Raw genomic sequence first — 21,162 nt, forward strand, 5'->3', positions numbered from 1 at the left:
TAGTCTCTCGAATTAATAACACATACCCTGCATTTCGGAATGCCTCGGCCCGATTCATTCAGCGTGTTACTTTCCACTCCACAGGTGCTTTAAACCCCTCACGTCCTTTACCATAAGGAATCTCGGGTAAACAAGGAGTAATGGTATCATATTTCAGAGCAACCTGATACAAAGATCTCACAATCTGTTCATTTCCATTAGAAGCATTCTTTTTCTCGTAAGGGTCTGTTTGATAGTCTACCAGAAAGTCTTGTGGCAAATTCAATCCCGGCTTACGCCCTTTTCTGATCAATTTATAGTCTTTGTTCACAACAGCTCCACATCCCAAATAGAAATTACGGTCAATACAACTGGTACTACCTATTAACAACGGAAGTATACTGATTCCGTCATACGCACGTTCCGGACGATTCTTATCTCCTACTAACTCTTTCAATGTCGGAACGATATCTACAAATCCAGTCACTTGAGAACTCAGATTCTTATAGTTACTTTCCGCCCTTTTCCAATAAAAGACAGCCGGCACACGCACACCTCCGTCCCATTCGTCAAACTTCCTGCCCCGTAGTTTGCCGGATGACGATCCCGGTACACCGGCGGGACCATTATCACTAAAAAAGATCAAAAATGTATTATCCATTATCCCTTTTTTCTTCAAAGCATCCACAATCGTACCAATTCCTCTATCCATACAGGACACCATTGCCTGATACGTTACTCTCTTCTGCTCTTTCGGTGTCAGACTACCAAAGTCATCACAATAAAGTTCTATATCTTTTTCCTGCGCTTGCAACGGTGTATGAGGGGCATTATAAGCTACATACAACAAGAACGGACCTTCTTTCTCATAAGTATTGATGCATCTGACAGCTTCTTGGGTAATCAATTCAGTAGAATATCCTTTATCATAACAAGTCTCCCAGTCATTGTGCCAATCCAATTCTCCTTCACGCATATGATCGAAATAATCAATTGCACCATTCAGATGCCCGTAAAAGTGGGAAAAGCCTCTATTTATCGGGTAATGTACCTTCCGGGTATGTCCCAAATGCCATTTGCCGATAATGGCTCTGTTACTATATCCGTTACGTGCCAACATATCGGCCAGAGTTTCTTCATTTTCATCCAATCCGTCTTCACGCCAAGGCGGAATAACGGTTGTACGTATGCCAAATCTATTGGGATAACGCCCTGTCATAAGTCCGGCACGAGTGGGCGTACTGATAGGAGCTGTATAGAACCGATCCAGTACAACTCCTTCTGCTGCCAAAGCGTTCAGACAAGGAGTTTTTATCTCGCTGCCATGAAATCCGACATCTCCCCATCCCAAATCGTCAGCAAGTACAATAACGATATTAGGGCGTTCTACCTGCTGTGCAAACGACAATGTAGTTGCACTTACTACCATAGACGCCCCCAAGATCAGTTTATTCATTATCTGTCCTTCTTTTATTTTTTCGGATGTTTCGGTAAAACAAAGTTTGCATGCGCCCAACGCTCCCATTCCGTAACCAATCTTGTCAATACTTCCGGATGCTGTTCTGCCACATTAAAGCGTTCTGTCCGATCTTTTACGACATCATACAGTTCCCATTCCTTGCCTTTTTCATCACGGATAGCCTTCCAATCTCTCCAGCGGATCGCTCTGTTGTTCTGATGCTCCCAATACATATATTCATGCAAGGAGTCCGTTTTCTTATGGACAGCAGGAAAAAGACTGCTGCCGACCAACGGATAAATTTTATTTCCTCCATGATAAGTCTCCGGATATTTAGCTCCGGTTGCTTCTAAAATAGTCGGCATGATGTCCGGCAAATATCCGGGAACACGACACCACTTACCTTTCTTATTCCCTAATGCTCCTTTCCACGACAGAATAAGAGGAGTAGAAATGCCACCTTCATAAGCACGGCATTTATATTTTCGGAAAGGAGTATTAGAAACCTGCGCCCACGCCCTGCCATAAGTCGGCGCAAAACTCGAAGCCGGATTATTCACTTCCTCCACCTTTCCTCCTCCCAGCTCTTCATAAGGTTCGGCACAAGCACCATTGTCGGACATGAACAAAATAAGAGTATTGTCCATTTTATGATTCTTCTTTAAGCAATCAATCAGTTTGCCGATATTGTAATCTACACAATGCACCTGAGCTGCATATACAGCCATCCGATAAGCGACTTGGTCCTTTTCCTGTTCTGTCAGTTCGTCCCATTTCCGGTTTTCCCATTCGGCAAAGTCTGTATTTGAATCAATAATCCCCATCTTTGCCATCCGTTTACGCCGTGCTTCCCGAATTTCATCCCAACCTTTCTTACGATATATCTTTGTAAATTTCTGTATATCTTTCTCTTTCGCATGTAGCGGCCAATGAGGAGCATTGAAAGCCAAATAGAGAAAGAAAGGGCGGTCATCCTTTTGTTCATCCACAAACTGGATAGCATAATCAGCAAAAGCATCCGTCGTATAATAAGGCGCATCCGGAGCCGGAAGTTTGGTGTTATCCAGCGTCAGCCCACGTCCTCCCGATGGACGAAGATAGCTGCATGCCCCCGAAAGAATACCATAGAAACGTTCAAAGCCCCGCTGTAAAGGCCATTTTTCTTCTCCATGCATTCCCAGATGCCATTTACCTGCCATATAAGTATGGTAACCGTCTTCTTTCAGCACTTCGGCTATTGTGACACAGTTCCTGTTCAGATAGCCTTTATACCCTTGTACTCCCCAATCATTAGGACTCTTCTGGTCAGGATTCGCAAAAGGGTCTTCGGACATCTGCCCAATACCTGCCTGGTGCTGGTACAAGCCTGTCATCAGACTTGCACGTGCCGGACAAGAACGGGAAGTATTATAAAACTGAGTAAAACGTACACCTTTAGACGCCAACGCATCAATATTGGGAGTAAGTATTTCGCCACCATAACAACCGATATCGGAATAACCCATATCATCTACCAGAATCAGTACGACATTCGGTTTCTCCTGTGCGGAACAAAATGATGCCATCAATAAAGGGGCAGTCATTAAGAAGTTGGTTCTTACCATAATGCTCTTATTTCTTTTTTTGTCCCGGATAGGGTTCTACCATGCAGCGTTTCGCCCATTCCTCGTACGCTTTCACCATTTCGTTCTTCTTCTCCGGATATTTATCAGCTAGATTATGTTGTTCGCTCCGGTCTTCATTCAAGTTGTAGAGTTCCCATTTGGCATTCTCGCCCGGACGCACGAGTTTCCAACCGTCTTTGGCAAGGAATGCACGCTCATTGAAATGCTCGAAGCCCAGATAATCATGTCCTTCACGATGACCGGTTTTGAAAATAGGAAGCAAACTCTTGCCTGCCATAGGAATGATATCGTTTCCTTTGTATTTAGCAGGATAAGTTGCTCCAGCCATGTCTATACAAGTAGCCATGATGTCCATCACATGACCTATCTCCGGTGTCATACCGCCTACATTCTTTTTAATTCCTTTCGGCCAGTGCGCAATCATCGGTGTGCAGATTCCTCCTTCATAGGATTTGGCTTTCCAAAAGCGGAAAGGTGTGTTTGCCACATTCGCCCAACGGGCACCCAATGAAGCATAGGTCGTTTGCGGTCCGGGTAATACCTCTTTATTATGGGGATATACCATCTTTTCTCCCTTACGGGTCATGTCCGGACGGTCATTCTCTCCCGTAGAGTAATTCTGACAGTTCTCATTACTGCAACCATTGTCTGAGAGGAAAAGAATCAGTGTATTATCCAACTGGCCGGTCTTCTCCAATGCGTCAATAACCTGTCCGATTCCCTGATCCATACGATCGATCATTGCAGCGTGCACAGCCATCGCACGGGCATCCCATTCCGCATGAGCATTGTCCTCCCATCTGTCTTTAAACTGACGTTCGGACAAAAAATCGTCCATTCCCGGAAATATTCCCAGTTGCTTCTGACGCTCGTAACGGGCATTGCGTATAGCTTCCCAACCGACTTTGTACGTATCCTTATACTTTTCAATATCCTCCGGCAAGGCGTGGAGCGGCCAGTGTGGAGCGGTATAAGCCAAATACATGAAGAACGGCTTATCATCCTTGGCATATTCCGTTACTTCTTCTGCGGCACGATCCGAAAGTGCTTGAGTGATATAGTATCCTTCCGGTACTTCTTTTACAGGTACTTCTCCTTCAACTAGGCTGAACGGGTCAAAGTAATCTACTACTCCATAAATAGTTCCGTAATGAGAATCGAAGCCACGGTTTACCGGATAGTGACATAAATCCGAATAGGTGTCATGGTAAACATGATGTGCCAGCCATTCACGCTGATCTTTACGCAATGGAGTTTCAGCAACATGCCATTTTCCGATCATACTGGTAGTGTAACCAGATTCTTTCAGCACTTCGGCTATCGTAACCGCATTACGTGAAAGTGTGCCACGATACCCGGGCAGGTTGTCATCAAAAGTCATTCGTCCGATTCCTGCCTGATGCTGATACAGTCCGGTCAGCAAAGAAGCACGGGTGGGACAACTACGACTCGCATTATAAAAATGGTTGAAGCGTACTCCTTGTTGTGCCAGTTTATCAAGGTTAGGTGTATGGATTTCACTGCCATAACATCCTAAATCAGAATAGCCAAGGTCATCTGCAAGAATCACCAGTATATTGGGTCTTTTATCAGTTTTTTTCCCTTTTGAGTTTGCAACGGAATTGCCGGCTATCATCAGTGCTGCCGGCAAAAGAAAAGCTTTTGAATTCATATTTTTTTTAATTAGAGGTCTGTTTGCAATCCTTTATCTTTGTTTTGGGCGTACCATTCGCATACTTTCTTGCTTAGTTTTGCAACTAATTCCGGATGTTCGCCAGCTATGTTATTCTTCTCGAATTTATCCAGCTCCATATCATATAGTTGTGCATCGCTTCCGTCTCCGTTCACCAACAGCTTCCACTTGCCGCTACGGATTGCCAGATGCGGACTTCTATCGTAAGGATTGCCGGGAAAACCAAAATGCTTATTTCGACCAAAGTCCCACATTAAATCCGTTTTTCGTTTTGCCTCCGACTTCCCGAGCAAAACTTTTGCATAATTCTGTCCATCACCTTTATAGTTCTTCTCAGTTTTAATCCCGGCCACGGAACATAAAGTAGGATATAAATCCACCGCACATAGCACTGAAGAATTATTCACCCGACCGGGTTTAATCTTCTTAGGATATTTGACAATAAACGGCATACGGATACCTCCTTCGTAAAGGCTATTCTTGGTACCTCTCAAATAAGCGGAGCGAACAGCCTTGAAACTGGGTGCAGGTCCATTATCACTGGTAAAGATGATAATCGTATTTTCGGATAATCCCATATCATCCAGTGCCTTAATAAAACGACCGATTTGTTTGTCCATCTCTCCAAGCACAGGCGAAAACGCCTCTTTTGTCTCCCAGCTTTTTCTTTCTTTTTGCTTAAACTCCGGTACCCATGGTGTATGCATATCATCCGGCCAAAGATTGAGAAAGAATGGACTATCTTTATGACGTTTAATAAAGTCAATACTCTTATCTACAAAATATTCTGTGCGTTTCCAACGTTTTATACTGTCATTATCACACCATATCCACTTAGAAGCTGTTATCGCAGGGTCCGGATCGGGGCTTTCATAAGTAGAAAGATATTCATCAAACCCATAGTTCTTGATAGAAGGGGCATTGTGCACATCACGTCCACCTCCCATGTGCCATTTACCAATGTGTCCGGTAGCATATCCTGCATTCTGAAAAGCACGTGCCATAGAAGGAAGTTTGTCGTCCAGATAATTACGCTGCTCGCACCTCTTATTACTTGCCTTGTCGTTAAGGAAAGTATTAATTCCTACTTCAATAGGGAAAAGTCCTGTTGTTAATCCACAACGGGAGGGTGAACTAACCGGTGCGGAAGAATAATATTGATTAAACAATAATCCGTCCTGTGCCAGTTTATCAATATTGGGCGTCGCTACAAATTTTCCTCCATAACAGCCAATATCACCTATACCCATGTCGTCGATATAAATGATAACTACATTGGGATTCGTATCCGCTTGTGCATTAATAATAGGGAGTAAAGCCCCCAACCAAGGTAAATGTTTTTTTATATTCATAATTATTCCGATTTAATTAACACCATTCTCATTGCTTCCAAACAAAAATAAGGAAGATATCATAGAAAAAAGGCAAAATTCTGACCAATAAAAAGCAATATCTAATAAATAATCGATTTTCTTTCACAAAAGAATAAAGATAGAGAAGAACTCCGGTCATATGTTCTTCTCTATCTCTTATATTTGATAATTTATCCAATATTAATCAATAGACAAAACTATTTAATTCCCAGCCTCCCAGTCAATAGCTTGATCTTCATCTGGTATTTGAGTATTGATCTGACGCTCTAAAGCCAAAGAACCTATTACATGATATTCGGTTTCTACCCCCGGAATTGTAGTATAGTCAACATAAGTGTAATTAATATTTCTAATGATTATAGTCTTACGTTTCAAATAAGGACGAATAGGATCCATTGTTTCAGTTACACTATAGGTAGGGGTTACCTCTTTCCCATAGTCATCTTTACCTATTTGAAATTTCATTTTATTGTCAGAATCTGCAGGAGATAATTCCACATTGCCGATTTCTCCATTATCATTATTTATAAATTTAGCAAGAATCCTATATCCTTTCCTATCGACACGGGTTTCATCAATAATGCCAGCATAGAAAAAAAGGCTTTGATCGTCCACCACATAAGTCATTACATAGTTTTTGACAAATGGGGCCTCACTTTCCGCTCCTTTGATATAACACTTATAATTTACTGCACTATAATTGCCCGAATAATCATTAAAAGGCATAACACGGAGTAATGCTTTGCGATAATGCTTACGATAATTAGGGGTATAGCTACCATCTGAAGATTCTTCAACAGTTAAAGGCAGCACCCATTTCTCTGACAAATCAATATTATTCAACTTAAAATCTATAGGTAAAAGTGCTGTATTCTCCCCTGCTTTTATTTCAACGGTCTCCGGCAATGAATAGAAAGTAGCTGGTAATACCTGATAATAAAGATCTATACGCGTACTATAACGTTCTTTATTAAGAACCACTAAAGTATCTGGGTCCAAACCAATACGTACTGTATAGTTTTTATCATTTAAAGTCGTACCGCTAACTATCAAAGGCACCTGATAAGTAGTTGCTTCGTTCGCCTTATAGCGTACGTTAATTCGTGATACCCCATCACTGTTTATTGGAGCTTTAAAAGAAATATAATGTTCATATTGTTCACCACTCCACTCTTCATTACAGGAGATAATTAATGCGCTAACAGTTAGCATCATCAAATAAGTATATATCTTTTTCATATCTTTTCTTTTTTAATTAATCATTATAAGTCCAACCAGGATTCTGAGTTAAACGTTTGTTGCGTTTCAATTCATCATGTTTTATAGGCCAGAAATACATTTTGGATGAAAAAGTTGCTGAAAGATTAGATATGGGTACCGGTGTATGGAAAAGATCTTTCTGACTTTCAGTCATAAAAGTATAACAACCATAAACAGGCACTGACTCTTCCAATTCTGCATCTTTCCAACGACGAAGATCATAGTAACGTTTCCCTTCAGCAAAGAGCTCAATCTGTCGTTCACGTTTCAGTTTAATACGGAATTTTGCAGGGTTATCATATATAGGAGTATCATAATCCGGTACACCGGCACGCATACGCACAGGTTTTATTCCTTTTCTCATTTCTTCCGGATCACGGTTAATGGTATAAGCTTTAATTCCGTCCCATGAGGAAACCTCATAAGATGTAGTCAATTCGTTTAATGCCTCTGCATACATCAACAGAATATCGGCATAACGAATAGCTGGTTCATCTTTATCAATAATTTTGGCTCCGTCGCTATTTTCATAAGTATCGCTTGGGTTCACGTATTTCATCACTCCAATACCTGTACGCAGCCAAAACATATTATTGGAATAACCATTACCTCCACCTCGATAGTAGAATACTTGTTTATTCTGATTTGCTTGCTGAGATTCATTTCCTAAATACCATCTGGCACCGTTAAAAGCAACAGAAGCATAAAAACGTGGTTCCCGATTTGCATATTGCAAAGAAACATTTGCAGAAAGCGGTTTATAGTCCTGTGCGTTTGAAGTATAGCCGACTGGTCGCGGGCGATTGTCTACACGATCCTTATATGCTTGGTATCCTGCGTACTGAGAATTCATTCCAGGACAATCGTCTCCAGTATTCATATAATAAGCATCTACTTGTTTTTGAGTCATTCCATGGGTATTCCATCCTTTAGCAACGGAAGGCAGTTGGTGAATTACCATATCCTTAATGCGTTCACCACCGATGTTCTGCCCTCTAGTAAAAATCAGTTCAGGATTATCTACTGATGACACAGTTCCATTAAACAATGCACGATATGATTCGTATGGATCAATATTCGCCCATCCATTCGGAAAATCTTCATTTGAATATACATCGTGATGTGGAGGCGCTATAGTTGCCGGAAAAGCACCTGTATTCACGGTATTGATACCTGTGGTATAAAGCTTATATACATTCAATTCCATTACATCTTTGCAGGCAGCAGCTGCTTTTGCCCATTTACTTTCATCATATTCAGGAGAAAGCAAACGATTACCTTTATCATCCAGCAATTGTTGTGCATATTCATCATTATTACCATTCGTTAACGGACTGGCAGCATACAATAGAGCTAATGCACGGGTAGCCAAAGCCGCTCCCCGCGTCGGACGGTTTATACTAAGTTGCTCTCTCGTCAATGGCAAATCTTTAGCTGCTATTACCATTTCACTTGCAATATAATTGGCACAAACATCATAAGAACTGCGTGGTGTAGCGACATCATCATAAGAGTCATTGTAGTTAAAACCATTTTCCGGAACTAGAGGTATCGGCCCATATTTACGAAGAAGAATCCAATAAAAATAAGCTCTAACAAAACGCGCTTGCGCTTTAAGATCAACAATCTCTTCAGGTTTATATTTATCGTTCATATCCACATTCTGCATGAAAATCGTAGCCTGACGAATACCATTATAACAGCGATCCCAAGTATCCTGGAAAGCACCTTCGTCATACCCTCCTTCATGAAACTTATTATATGACATGTTTCCACCTTTGGATGCGTCTATGGTAACATCATCATCACCATAGTACATACAGTCGTCAAACACAAACGGAGTATTGCGTTTACTGCCTACATCGCAGCATTGCCCGGTAAGGAATGAATATGCACGTGCCAACCACTGTTCGGTCTTATCATAATCTGTAAATATCTTCTCCAAAGATTCACGATCTTTAAAAATGTATTCTGAATCCAAATAGTCAGAACATGATGTAGTCCCGAAACCGATTATAATTATCAATAATATATATTTTTTCATTTTATTGTTCTGAATTTTATAAGTTAACGCTTAAACCGAGTGTTATAGACTTAGCTAATGGATATTGCTCACCACGTGAAGCCCCCATTTCAGGATCCCAAAGTTTAAAACTGGACCATGTCAGTAAATTAGTTCCTGTCATGAAAATACGTACATTATTAAAATGTATCTTATTCACGATCTTCTTCGGAAGAGTATAACCGACATCAATCGTTTTCAGACGGACATATGAACCATTACGCAACCAATATGTCGAATTACGGTAATTATTTTTATATTCATAGATCGTTGTATTACCATTACCATTATCCGTATAACTCAAACGAGGGTATGATGCATTCGGATTCTCATTAGCAGGGATGCCAAGCTTTTGTGCAGTCTCCGCATCCACCCAACGATTATCCAGCGTTCCTTTAAGAATATTACCCCATTGTCCTTCTGTAAAAGCCCATATACATTTGCCATAAGTAAAGAACTGAGATTTACCGGCACCTTGGAAATGTAAGCTTACATCCAATCCCTTCCAGGTAGCAGAAAGACCTAAACCATAAATTAGATTTGGTTTACTAGTTGAACCAATAGCTACGATATCGCCATCATTGACAACACCATCACCATTTACATCTTTATATTTAATATCACCGGGCATTACAGGACCATATTTCTGTGTAGGACTGTTACGAATGTCATCATAGTCCTTAAATAATCCTAAAGCTATCAAGCCTCTATTTTGATTAACCCGATACCCTTTTTTCATTTGATAAGCATAAACATTGTTCTCTTCATCGCGTTCTATGATTTCATTCTTACTATATGTGATATTACCACGTACAGTGAACTTAACATCACTAATTTTTTGTTTATAACTAAAGTTTCCATCAAACCCTTTTGAATTTACTTCACCCACATTAGCATAAGGTTTATTGCCATCCAGACCAACCATTCCTGGTAAGAATGCACGCTCCATATAAATACCACTACGACTTTCATCAAAATAGTCGATCGTAGCTGTGAATTTGTCATTAAATAAAGCCATATCTATACCAAGGTCGCTTTTGGTTGCTATTTCCCATGTTATATCATTAGAAGCAAGTTTTGTATAGCGTAAACCATTATAAGATTTATTACTTCCATAAGTGGCCCAGTTGTAACCTGCATAATATTTCGTCTGATCATTTTCTTTATAGTTATCGGCAATTGAATAAAGATATGGGAAACGGGTTCCTACATTATCATTACCGACCTTACCATAAGAATAACGAACCTTAAACATATTCATCCATTTCAGATGCTTTTTTATTATTTTCTCTTCTGCAATATTCCATGCCAGAGAATATGCGGGAAAAAAGCCAAAACGATGTCCTTTCGCAAAATTTTCCGAACCGTTGTAACCAAAATTGAAGTCAACAAAATATCGATAGTTATAATTATAAGCAAAGCGCCCTGCCAAAGCCTGATTTCGTCTACTCACTCCCTCTTTTAAATCATCTCCCAAAGCAACCGTTTTAACAAAAGCATCTTGGGTATATTTCAATGTCGCGCTAGGATGATGTGCTTTAAACGCTCTGTTCCAATTTAACGTCAAATCTAAGAATTCACGACGATTTCCACTTGAACTACTCTCCTGTGCCATATTGCCTGCACCGGAAATCTTTTTAAATACTAATTCACCCTCTTCATTGCGAGCTCGTTCCGCAAGCCATTGTTCCGGCCATTTATGACGTTTGATAGTATTATCATTATATGTGTCATATCCAAAACGTCCTACAAATTTCAGATTTTTAGTAATGAAGTCTAGTTTCTGCTCCAATGTTACATTAGTTTGAATAGTATTTTTCCAATTCTCATTAAAACCTGTTTGGGTAGCCGCTACCCATGGGTTAGTCTTATTACCCGTACCGACGGCAGGTACATAGCCATTAGAATATAATACCGGAGTTCTTATTGGAGTATATCCAAAAAGTTCTCCCCATACATCAGAATCTCCCAATCCCGGACTATTTCTTTTGGATAAATAACCGGAAACTCCTAACTTGAGAAGTGTACTTTTTGTAATATCAATATCTGTGTTCATGCGATAATTATAACGGCGATAATCAGCGTTCGTGTTATAATCTCCTTTTAACGAGCTATCCGTGTTATACATACCCTGTTCGTCCAAATAACTGAAAGATACAAAATAGCGTGCAGTATTTCCACCACCATTCATATTCAGATTTACCCGATGTTGCCACGCTCCCTCCTTTAATAGTAAATCCATCCAGTCCACATTCGGATAGAGGTCTGGATCTAACCCAAGACGGATAATATCCAACTCTTCAGGCTGGTAAACGGGTTCATAGTTACGAGTAATACGTGCTTCATTTAAAAAATTTGCATAATTTACCCCATTCTCAAATTCAGGAGTGATCGTACGCATATTATAAGTCGTTTCTGCTTTTGCGGTAATATTAATTTTACCGGCTTTACCGTGTTTAGTTGTAATCAATACTACCCCATTCGCGCCTTTTGATCCATAAATAGCAGTGGCAGAAGCATCTTTTAAAACTGAAAAGGATTCAATATCTTCTATATTGATTTCATCCATACTGCGTTCGAAGCCATCAACCAAGACATACGCGCTAGTACTTGCACCAAAAGTCGAAATTCCACGAATCCAAAACTCAGATACATTTTTACCAGGTTGTCCGGAAGTCTGCATTGCCAAAACACCAGCGACATTACCGGCTAATGTATTTACGATACTAGAAGACGGATTAGCTTTCAGATGATCTACATTTACTGTTGTAATAGCCCCTGTCTGAGTCAATTTTGTCTGAGCTCCAGTACCAGTAATAACCACTTCGTCAATAGCATTGGTAACATCTTCTTTTAGTACTATATTTACTTTTGACTGATTTTTTATTAGAACTTCTTGTGACTGATAACCAATATAAGAAAATACCAAGCGATTGTAAGGTTCCACTTTAATTACATATCGTCCGTTGAGATCTGTGATTGTTCCTAGCCCTGGGACATCTTTTACACTAACATTAGCACCAATGACCGGTTCTTTATTCTCATCTGTGACAATACCAGAGACACTAATCTTTTGCTGTGCCAAGGCGTTTATAGCCACCCATAGCAACATAGTACATAAGACAAATAATTTTTTCATATTTTAGTGTGTTAATCATTAAATTCTTCTAAAGCTATTTTACGGATACGGTGATTATAAGCATCACCTACATAAACTATTCCTGTCTTTTCATCATATGCAATAGCTTTAGGACGTTCGAAACGAGCTTCTTTTCTCAAATCCCCATTAACATACCCCCAAGGATTAGAATTTAAACTAGCGCTTCCTCGACCTGCAAATGTTGAGACTTGTCCCAGTGGAGTTAAAATTCGGATAGCATGGTTATGTTTATCTGCAATATAAAAGTCATATTCATCTATCTCACCTTTATAATTATCATTCTTTACAAATACACCTTGGTATGCCGAATCGAACTTAGCTAAATTCCCAACAGCATCTACATATCCATTTTGATTAGCGCTTCCTGCTACCACGTAAGGAGTAGTAAAAGACTCCCCATTATAATCAGAACGAAGAATATAGTGCTTGTTAATAACCATAAGGTAAGCATAATTTCCTGTTGGATGAATAATTATATTAAATTCCCATTCTTTATCTTGGACGGTAAACATATAGTCCGCCCCTGTCCCAGGTGAAACAGCTGTAGTACGGGTTCCGTCAACAAATTCTTGAAGAATATCTTTTTTTACTCTATAAAGGTGACCTTTCTGAAAATGAGTAAAATATAAATCACCGTTTTGGGGATGGATTGCTGCACATGCGCAACCATTGTAATTCACAATTGTTCTTCTATTTGACCATTTAAAACCACATGGTTTAGTTGTATCTGAAACACGATCAAACATATAGACCGCAGGATTAGTTGCATTAGCTTGTGATGTAGCCACAACCATATGATACACTCCGTCCTTATCTTTAAAAAAATCAATAGAACGCCCACGCTCATACCCTCCATACTCACTCCTAGGAAGAATAGTATATAATTGTTGCCGTCCGAAATCAATACAGCGTATACCAGAACCTGTAACACCTTCAGGGTCAACAGATGTATCCTCAGCAAAATATAACAACTCAGGGTACTCAGGATCCCATTTCATAAAACAAGGATTAGCAACACCGCCACAATTATCAAAAGGCCCGTCTTTTATTTCAAAATTTTTCTTTTTATCGGAAATTTGTGGATTAACCTCACCAAGTAAAGTACTTACTACTTTTAATCGTTGATATTCAAATCTCACATCAGATTTTTCAGAAGTATATGTTTTTTCTCCATCTTTTATCGTAACCTGTATATCACCTTCATAGGCTTTTGATGGCATAAGACAATACATATATGTAGACTTTACATTTACAACCGAGCTTTTCTGACCACCAATATAAACTTCCAATTGGGAAGGATTATTTCCAAAATTCTCTCCATAAATAAGTACTCTTTGCCCTGCAGAGCCTGCTTTAGGGTAAATACTATCAATACGAATAGGAAAAGCAGGATTGAATGGAGTTCCTCCACTACCTGTAATAGGAGATACTTCTTTTCCATCATCACAGCTTCCTAAAAAAAAGGCTAATAATGTAAGCATGACGTATGGTATACACCAAAACTTACTTTTCTTGTTACTTTTTAAATTCATAATAAATTAGATTTAAATTACTGATTATTCATGACTTTGTTCATCAATACCTGCATCCAATAACCTCCTATTACCGAGCGAGCTCTAAAACCAACCCATTTCCCACTATCTGTGTGATGCCAGTCGCTGATGGGTACCCGTGAAGTCGTTTCATTGATATATTTATAGAGAGGATTTATGAACTGTTCGAAAGTATCTTGGTCTGGAGACATAGCTGCAATCCACATAATCCAGTCAGACTTTGTATACTCTTTGCGAGAGTCCAATGGCAATCCATAAGGATTCTGTTTCGTCAAATAGTAACTTACTTCCTTGTCGATTACATTATTGGGGAACAAATTCAGATTCCACATCTTGTCCCAAATCATATTATATTTCTGACTCCAGGTATTCTCACGGTCGAAAGCAAGGCGGTAATGATTACCTTCATTTGCCATTTCTTCCCATTTCACCGCCATTTTCTTGGCTATACCTGCATATTTCTCTGCAACATCATATAAACCAAGCATATGCGCCATTTCGCTATATCCGGCTACACCCATGATCGCTTTTACTGAAAGATTGGCATTATGGGCCCAATGACCGGCGAAGTCATCCGTGCATAATTGGTTCTCCGGGTCCTGTCCAAACGACCCGTAAATACATTAATATCCTCTTAATTAATGGATTACGATTGAATTGTATTGCGTTTGTATTGTAATTCTATGTATTATACATGAATAAATAAGTTACAGAAAGAAAAGAATTATAGGAAGTATGAAATACTTGTCTTATATATTAGAATAGCAGTTCCTTATAGATTTATTTAAAAACTTTATTTTCATCTGTCTAAATGCTCTAACGATGTAAGAATGAAGCATATCTGTTTGGACATGAACATAAACTCTATAATATTACCGATAGCACTTTATATGGTTAGATATCAATAACTTAGAGTTTCCTGTAATTTCTTGGAATGGAAACTGTCGTTTCCCGGTGAGGGAACGAGCGTTTCCTCCGAGGAAACTTAACGTGTTGTCTTATCCTAAAAATGGTTATAGTTTTATCTCCCTAAAGAATTCATCTGGCTAATTTGGCACGCAACTCTTTTAGTCTTTTAGCAGCCTGCTGATTATCCACTTTAATATATCGCATAAACGCAGATGGACTTTTATGTCCGGATATACGCATTAGTTCTGCTGCAGGAAAACCAGATAGATACATGTTTGTACAAAACGATCGCCGACAGGTGTGGGAAGAGATCATTTCCCATTTCTCATATATCCTCTTTTCTCGCTCTTTACCTTTCCTGCGGACAACTTCAATCTTCTGGCTCAATTTTATCTTCCGCCCCAACTCTTTGACTCTCTCATTAAACATGTATCGTGGGATTTTAGGCAAATCATAATTATACTTTTTAAGAATTTCAGGCACATAATCAATCATGGGAATCACTACAGCCTTGTGTACCTTCCGTTGTTTGAGATTTATATTCTCATTATCCAAATCAATATGCTCAGGACTTAGAGTTGAAAGGTCACTGTATCGTAATCCTGTGAAACACCCGGTAATGAATATATCTCGTATTTCTTCCAATTGCTTATCATCTGATAAATCAAGTTCGTATATTGCAGCCAGCTCCTTTTCATTCAGATAAATAGCATCAGTTTCCTCCTCTACAACTTTGAAGTTCTTTAGGTCAATCGGTGGAATAATTCCTTTTACTATTTGATAATTAACAAAGCCTTTCAACAAACGTATGATTTTTCCTGCGGAATTGGTGAGCAGCCCTACGGTTCCGTTTGGTTTTACTACTTTATGAAATAGATAATCCATAAACTCGTTGTAAAATGTCAGATTCAAATTGCGGAATGTTACAGGTTGTGATGAGTATTCTTTGAAGGCGGTCAGATGCTTGCGGAGTGTTCGATAGTCTTTTATTTGATCTGCAGAGACGGATGGTGCTTTTTCCACTATATATCGTTCTAATGCATCAAACATATCTACTCGATTAGGACGCAGATCATATTCCCTGTTCTTTTCTAATTCAAGCAAGACAAAATCAACTGTCGGATCTATGCCGTTCACTTTTGCATAAGTGAGAATATCACCGAGTTTAGATGTTATCTTAATCAAGCAGGCATCAATTTCTTCATAATGGGGACATGCACGCTTAATCCATTTCCTTTTTGCATCCCAATGTTCCGGTTTGATATTGTATCCGGTAGAGATAAGCGTACGCTTGTTCCGATTGTAATTATATCGAACATAAAGGACAGTAGTTCCCTCTTGGGTAACATACTTGGGTTTAATATATGGTATATATTTTGCGATGGTATAATCAGTATTGCATTCGTGTTGCAAATTTACGAAAGCTATCTGAAATGACCAATATCTCTTTTGTTAAAGTTAGAAGTCATCAATTAATAGACCTTCATTTTGAGGTGGTAAGGATAAAATCTGCTCAAAAAAGGATAAATACTGCTCAAACAGCGTCAGAACCCCTGTTCTGTATGTTAAAAGAACGTTTGAAATCCAAAAAAGAATAGATTTTGTCCTTTCTTGAACACAGATTTTCCTTGTTTCTTCTATTAATTCCATTATTTTGTGTCATCAAAGATGAGATACTATGGAAAATAAAGAGTTTGTTAAAACTCGATATTTGCTAGAAATACACAATTTGTTAGCCGCTTCTCCATAACATTTCATCCTAAATATGACAGTACTGGTATTATATATTAAAGGTATAGGAAAACGGGTATAAAGATTGCAATTATTCAAAGGTGAGATAATATTAAGGTAAAAAGTGGATTTAAAAGAATACTTAGGGCTTGTTTTTTTATGAGGTAAATAAGATTGATGGATGGATAACCTTGGATTTGAAGATTAATTTAAAGCAAATATTTATGAAGAAATTGCTAGCCATAATGGCTCTTTCAGTCGGCTTGTTGGCAAATGCCCAGACCGTTGACTTATTAAAACCTGCAAAAGATATAGCGCTACGTGCTCCGTCGGTGCCTATTATCGTTTCAGATCCTTATTTCTCGATCTGGTCACCCTATGATAAATTAATGGAAGGTAGTACAGAGCATTGGACAAGTGCGAAGAAACCTTTATTGGGTGCTCTGCGTGTTGACGGAAAAGTATATCGTTTTTTGGGGAAAGATAAAATTAATCTGGTACCTATTGCTCCTATGACTAATGTAGAACGTTGGGAAGCAGCGTACACTAACAGCCAACCAGCAAACGGATGGCAAGAATTTCAGTTTGATGATAGCAATTGGAAGAAAGGTAAAGCAGCGTTTGGGAGTCGTGATATGGAACGTATTCACACAGAATGGAAAGGAGACAATACCGATATCTACATTCGTCGCACTTTCGATTTTAATGAACCGAATATCGCTGAAGATATTTATCTGATCTATTCTCATGATGATGTATTTGAGTTGTATCTAAATGGGGAAAAGCTTGTTTCTACAGGACTTGTCTGGAAGAATAATGTATATCTGAAACTTTCAGAAGAAGCAAAAAAGAAACTTCGTAAAGGTAAGAACGTAATCGCTGCCCATTGCCACAATACTACAGGTGGTTCATATGTCGATTTCGGATTGTTTCGTGAGAAGGAAAATGCTGTTAAGTTTGCAAATGAAGCAGTTCAGAAATCTGTAGACGTATTGGCTACTTCCACCTACTATACTTTCACTTGTGGTCCTGTAGAGCTTGATGTCGTGTTTACCGCTCCTCAATTGATTGATGATCTTGATTTATTGTCAACTCCTATAAACTATGTTTCTTATCGTGTACGTTCATTAGATAAAAAAACTCATGATGTACAATTCTATATGGAGACAACTCCTGAACTGGCTATTAATGAAAGTAACCAGCCTACTGTTGCTCGTACCTTATCAAAGAACGGTATCAGTTATGTAGAAGCAGGTTCAATCGATCAACCAATATGTGACCGAAGAGGTGACTTGATTTGTGCTGATTGGGGTTATGCATATCTTGCTAGTACGAATGGATCAGGTAAATCAGTCAGTTTGGGAGACTATTACGGAATGAAAGAATCATTCGTGAAAAATGGTACATTAGCCACTACAAAGACTAAATGGACAACTCGTAAAGAGGAAGATAATCCGGCTATGGCATATGTTCACAATCTCGGTTCTGTCTCCAATAGCGGGAAAGAAGGATTCATGATGCTTGGTTATGATGACATTTACTCTATTGAGTATATGTACGAGAAGCGTATGGGCTATTGGAAGCATGATGGCAAAGTGACTATCTTCGATGCTTTCGAAAAATTGAGAGACAACTATCAGGCTATTATGGAACGTTGTCGCGCCTTTGACGAACTTATTTATGACGATGCAGAAAAGGCAGGTGGCAAAAAATATGCAGAAATCTGTTCGGCATCTTATCGCCAAGTGATCTCTGCTCATAAACTCTTTACTGATAAAGAAGGTAACTTGTTATGGTTCTCTAAAGAAAACAACAGTAATGGTTGTGTAAATACAGTAGACCTAACTTATCCATCCGCACCACTATTTTTGGTTTATAACCCTGAATTACAGAAAGCTATGATGACTAGCATCTTTGAGTATAGTGCTAGCGGTCGTTGGAACAAACCTTTTCCAGCACACGATTTAGGGACTTATCCTATTGCTAATGGTCAAGTGTATGGAGGTGACATGCCAATTGAAGAAGGAGGTAACATGGTAATTCTTGCTGCTGCTATTAGCAAAATCGAAGGAAACGCTGACTATGTAAAAAAATATTGGGATCTCTTAACTACTTGGACAAACTATCTCGTAGAGTATGGACAGGACCCGGAGAACCAATTATGCACTGATGACTTCGCCGGTCATTGGGCTCATAATGCGAACCTTTCGGTAAAAGCGATCATGGGGGTAGCCGGATATAGCGAAATGGCGCACATGCTTGGCTTATATGATGTTGCAGAGAAATATGCAGGTATAGCCAAGAAAATGGCGGTGAAATGGGAAGAAATGGCAAATGAAGGTGATCACTATCGTCTTGCTTTCGACCGTGAGAATACCTGGAGCCAGAAATATAATATTATTTGGGATAAAATGTGGAATTTGAATTTATTCCCGAATAATGTAATCGACAAAGAAATTAACTATTATTTAATGAAACAGAATCCTTATGGATTACCATTAGACTCTCGCAAAGAGTATACTAAGTCTGACTGGATTATGTGGACAGCTGCTATGTCTCCAGATTTAGAAACTTTCAAGAAATTCATTGATCCACTCTATAAATATATCAATGAAACGACTTCACGGGTACCTATTAGTGATTGGCATCATACAGATAGTGGTGAATGGGTTGGGTTTAAAGCGCGTTCGGTTATTGGAGGATACTGGATGCAAGTGTTAATGGACAAAACTCGATGAAATGTTTAATTAACTATACATTTATTATTAACTAGAATGAAAAACATGAAATGTAAAATGAAAAAAGTATTGAAGGAATGGCGGTGGATATTGCTGGCATTATTCACGATTTGCATTTGTAGTTGTAAGGACGATGACAATGTAGAGACTGGAGCCTTTGATCCATCAAAACCTGTAGCAATTTCTGATTTTACTCCGAAAGAAGGAGGAGCCTATCAGAAACTATTGATTTATGGTGAAAATTTCGGAACAGATGCTTCGAAGGTAAAAGTGAAGATTGGTGGCAAAGATGCTATTGTTATTAATGTAAAAAGTACTTATGTTTACTGTTTTGTTCCTTCAGGAGCTTTTAGTGGTGAAATTGAAATCACTGTAGGAGAAGGAGAGAATGCAGTAACAACGACTGCGAGTACTACTTTTAGCTATGAGAAAAAGATGGTGGTAGGTACGCTTTGTGGCTATCGCAATAATCGTGATGATCAAGGTTGGAGAGACGGACCATTTGATGGACCGGAAGGTGTCAAATGCTGTGGCTTTAGCGATAACGGACGATTAGCTTTTGATCCGTTGAATAAGGATCATTTGTATATTTGTTACGATGGACATAAAGCTATACAGTTGATCGATTTAAAAAATCGTATGCTTTCTTCTCCTTTGAATATCAATACTATACCTACTAATCGTATACGAAGCATTGCTTTCAATAAGAAGATAGAAGGATATGCTGATGAGGCGGAATATATGATTGTAGCTATTGATTATGATGGTAAGGGAGATGAAAGTCCTAGTGTATATATTATTAGACGTAATGCGGATGGTACATTCGATGATAGATCTGATATACAATTGATAGCTGCTTACAAACAATGTAATGGAGCTACTATTCATCCAATCAACGGAGAATTATATTTTAATAGTTATGAAAAGGGACAAGTATTTCGTTTAGACTTGGTTGATTACTTTAAAACTATTAAGAATGGTGGAAGTTGGGATCCTATAGTAAAGAACAATCCTAATACTTTTAAGCAGTTATTCACTATTGCTGACCCAAGTTGGGAATTTCAGATTTTCATTCATCCTACTGGAAAGTATGCTTATTTTGGTGTGATTAACAATCATTATTTCATGCGTTCCGACTATGACGAGATAAAAAAGGAATTTATCACACCGTATAATTTTGTCGGGGGATATAAACAGACAGGTTATAGGGATGATGTAGGAACTGAGGCCCGTATGCACAATCCGTGTCAAGGAGTATTTGTGAAAAATCCGGATTACACTGGTGAAGAAGAGTATGATTTCTATTTTGTAGATCGATTAAACTTCTGTGTGCGTAAAGTAACTCCAGAAGGTATCGTATCGACTTATGCGGGACGAGGAGCGTCAACTTCCTTAGCTGACGGAAACCAATGGGGAACTGATGATGGTGACCTACGAGAAGTGGCTCGTTTCCGTGATGTAAGTGGACTTGTTTACGATGATGCGAAAGATATTTTTTATGTACATGATCAGGTGGGACATACTATTCGCACTATTTCAATGGAGCAAGAAGAGAATGTAGCCGGTGACGAGAATATGCCGGAAGATGAATCAACAGTGGAATCTAACGAATAAACACAT

At 38.9% G+C, this 21,162-nt stretch carries 11 protein-coding genes and 1 pseudogene; 2 read left to right on the forward strand and 10 right to left on the reverse strand.

What is annotated here, in order from left to right; translation table 11 throughout:
• Nucleotides 1-58: 58 nt before the first annotated feature.
• The 10 genes and pseudogenes from ACHLI0_RS23700 to ACHLI0_RS23745 form a co-directional block, all read right to left on the reverse strand.
• Nucleotides 59-1,408 carry an arylsulfatase B gene (locus ACHLI0_RS23700; protein ID WP_050547434.1) on the reverse strand — a complete coding sequence of 450 codons (1,350 nt, stop codon included), beginning with the start codon at nt 1,406-1,408 and terminating at the stop codon, nt 59-61.
• Between the two features lie 41 nt (nt 1,409-1,449).
• A complete protein-coding gene (locus ACHLI0_RS23705) occupies nt 1,450-3,042 on the reverse strand; it encodes an arylsulfatase (protein ID WP_032841352.1) in 1,593 nt (530 codons plus the stop codon).
• A 7-nt stretch (nt 3,043-3,049) separates the two neighbouring features.
• Nucleotides 3,050-4,735, reverse strand: a complete 1,686-nt coding sequence (locus ACHLI0_RS23710) for an arylsulfatase (protein WP_490750194.1) — start codon at nt 4,733-4,735, stop codon at nt 3,050-3,052.
• Between the two features lie 11 nt (nt 4,736-4,746).
• Nucleotides 4,747-6,108, reverse strand: coding sequence for a sulfatase-like hydrolase/transferase (locus ACHLI0_RS23715; RefSeq protein ID WP_008767670.1), 1,362 nt, complete (start codon nt 6,106-6,108; stop codon nt 4,747-4,749).
• Between the two features lie 222 nt (nt 6,109-6,330).
• Nucleotides 6,331-7,368 (reverse strand): DUF4973 domain-containing protein, encoded by a 1,038-nt coding sequence (locus ACHLI0_RS23720; RefSeq protein ID WP_008767671.1) that lies wholly within the window; start codon nt 7,366-7,368, stop codon nt 6,331-6,333.
• A gap of 16 nt (nt 7,369-7,384) precedes the next feature.
• Nucleotides 7,385-9,433: a RagB/SusD family nutrient uptake outer membrane protein gene (locus ACHLI0_RS23725; protein WP_008767672.1), complete on the reverse strand. Its 2,049-nt coding sequence runs from the start codon at nt 9,431-9,433 to the stop codon at nt 7,385-7,387.
• Between the two features lie 16 nt (nt 9,434-9,449).
• Nucleotides 9,450-12,590, reverse strand: coding sequence for a SusC/RagA family TonB-linked outer membrane protein (locus ACHLI0_RS23730; RefSeq protein ID WP_008767673.1), 3,141 nt, complete (start codon nt 12,588-12,590; stop codon nt 9,450-9,452).
• Between the two features lie 11 nt (nt 12,591-12,601).
• On the reverse strand, nt 12,602-14,143 hold the full coding sequence (locus ACHLI0_RS23735; protein WP_008767674.1) for an IPT/TIG domain-containing protein: 1,542 nt from the start codon (nt 14,141-14,143) through the stop codon (nt 12,602-12,604).
• A 17-nt stretch (nt 14,144-14,160) separates the two neighbouring features.
• A pseudogene (locus ACHLI0_RS23740) lies at nt 14,161-14,772 on the reverse strand (DUF1793 domain-containing protein); the annotation flags it as partial.
• A gap of 430 nt (nt 14,773-15,202) precedes the next feature.
• On the reverse strand, nt 15,203-16,486 hold the full coding sequence (locus ACHLI0_RS23745) for a site-specific integrase (RefSeq protein ID WP_234120795.1): 1,284 nt from the start codon (nt 16,484-16,486) through the stop codon (nt 15,203-15,205).
• A 542-nt stretch (nt 16,487-17,028) separates the two neighbouring features.
• Between ACHLI0_RS23745 and ACHLI0_RS23750 the strand changes: the two genes are divergently transcribed.
• Both ACHLI0_RS23750 and ACHLI0_RS23755 read left to right on the forward strand, forming a co-directional pair.
• A complete protein-coding gene (locus ACHLI0_RS23750) occupies nt 17,029-19,542 on the forward strand; it encodes a glutaminase domain-containing protein (protein WP_225694123.1) in 2,514 nt (837 codons plus the stop codon).
• 57 nt (nt 19,543-19,599) lie between these two features.
• Entirely contained in the window at nt 19,600-21,156 is a 1,557-nt protein-coding gene (locus ACHLI0_RS23755) for an IPT/TIG domain-containing protein (RefSeq protein ID WP_055220889.1), read from the forward strand.
• Nucleotides 21,157-21,162 lie beyond the last annotated feature (6 nt).

It is taken from the genome of Bacteroides sp. RCH18 (assembly GCF_058231005.1).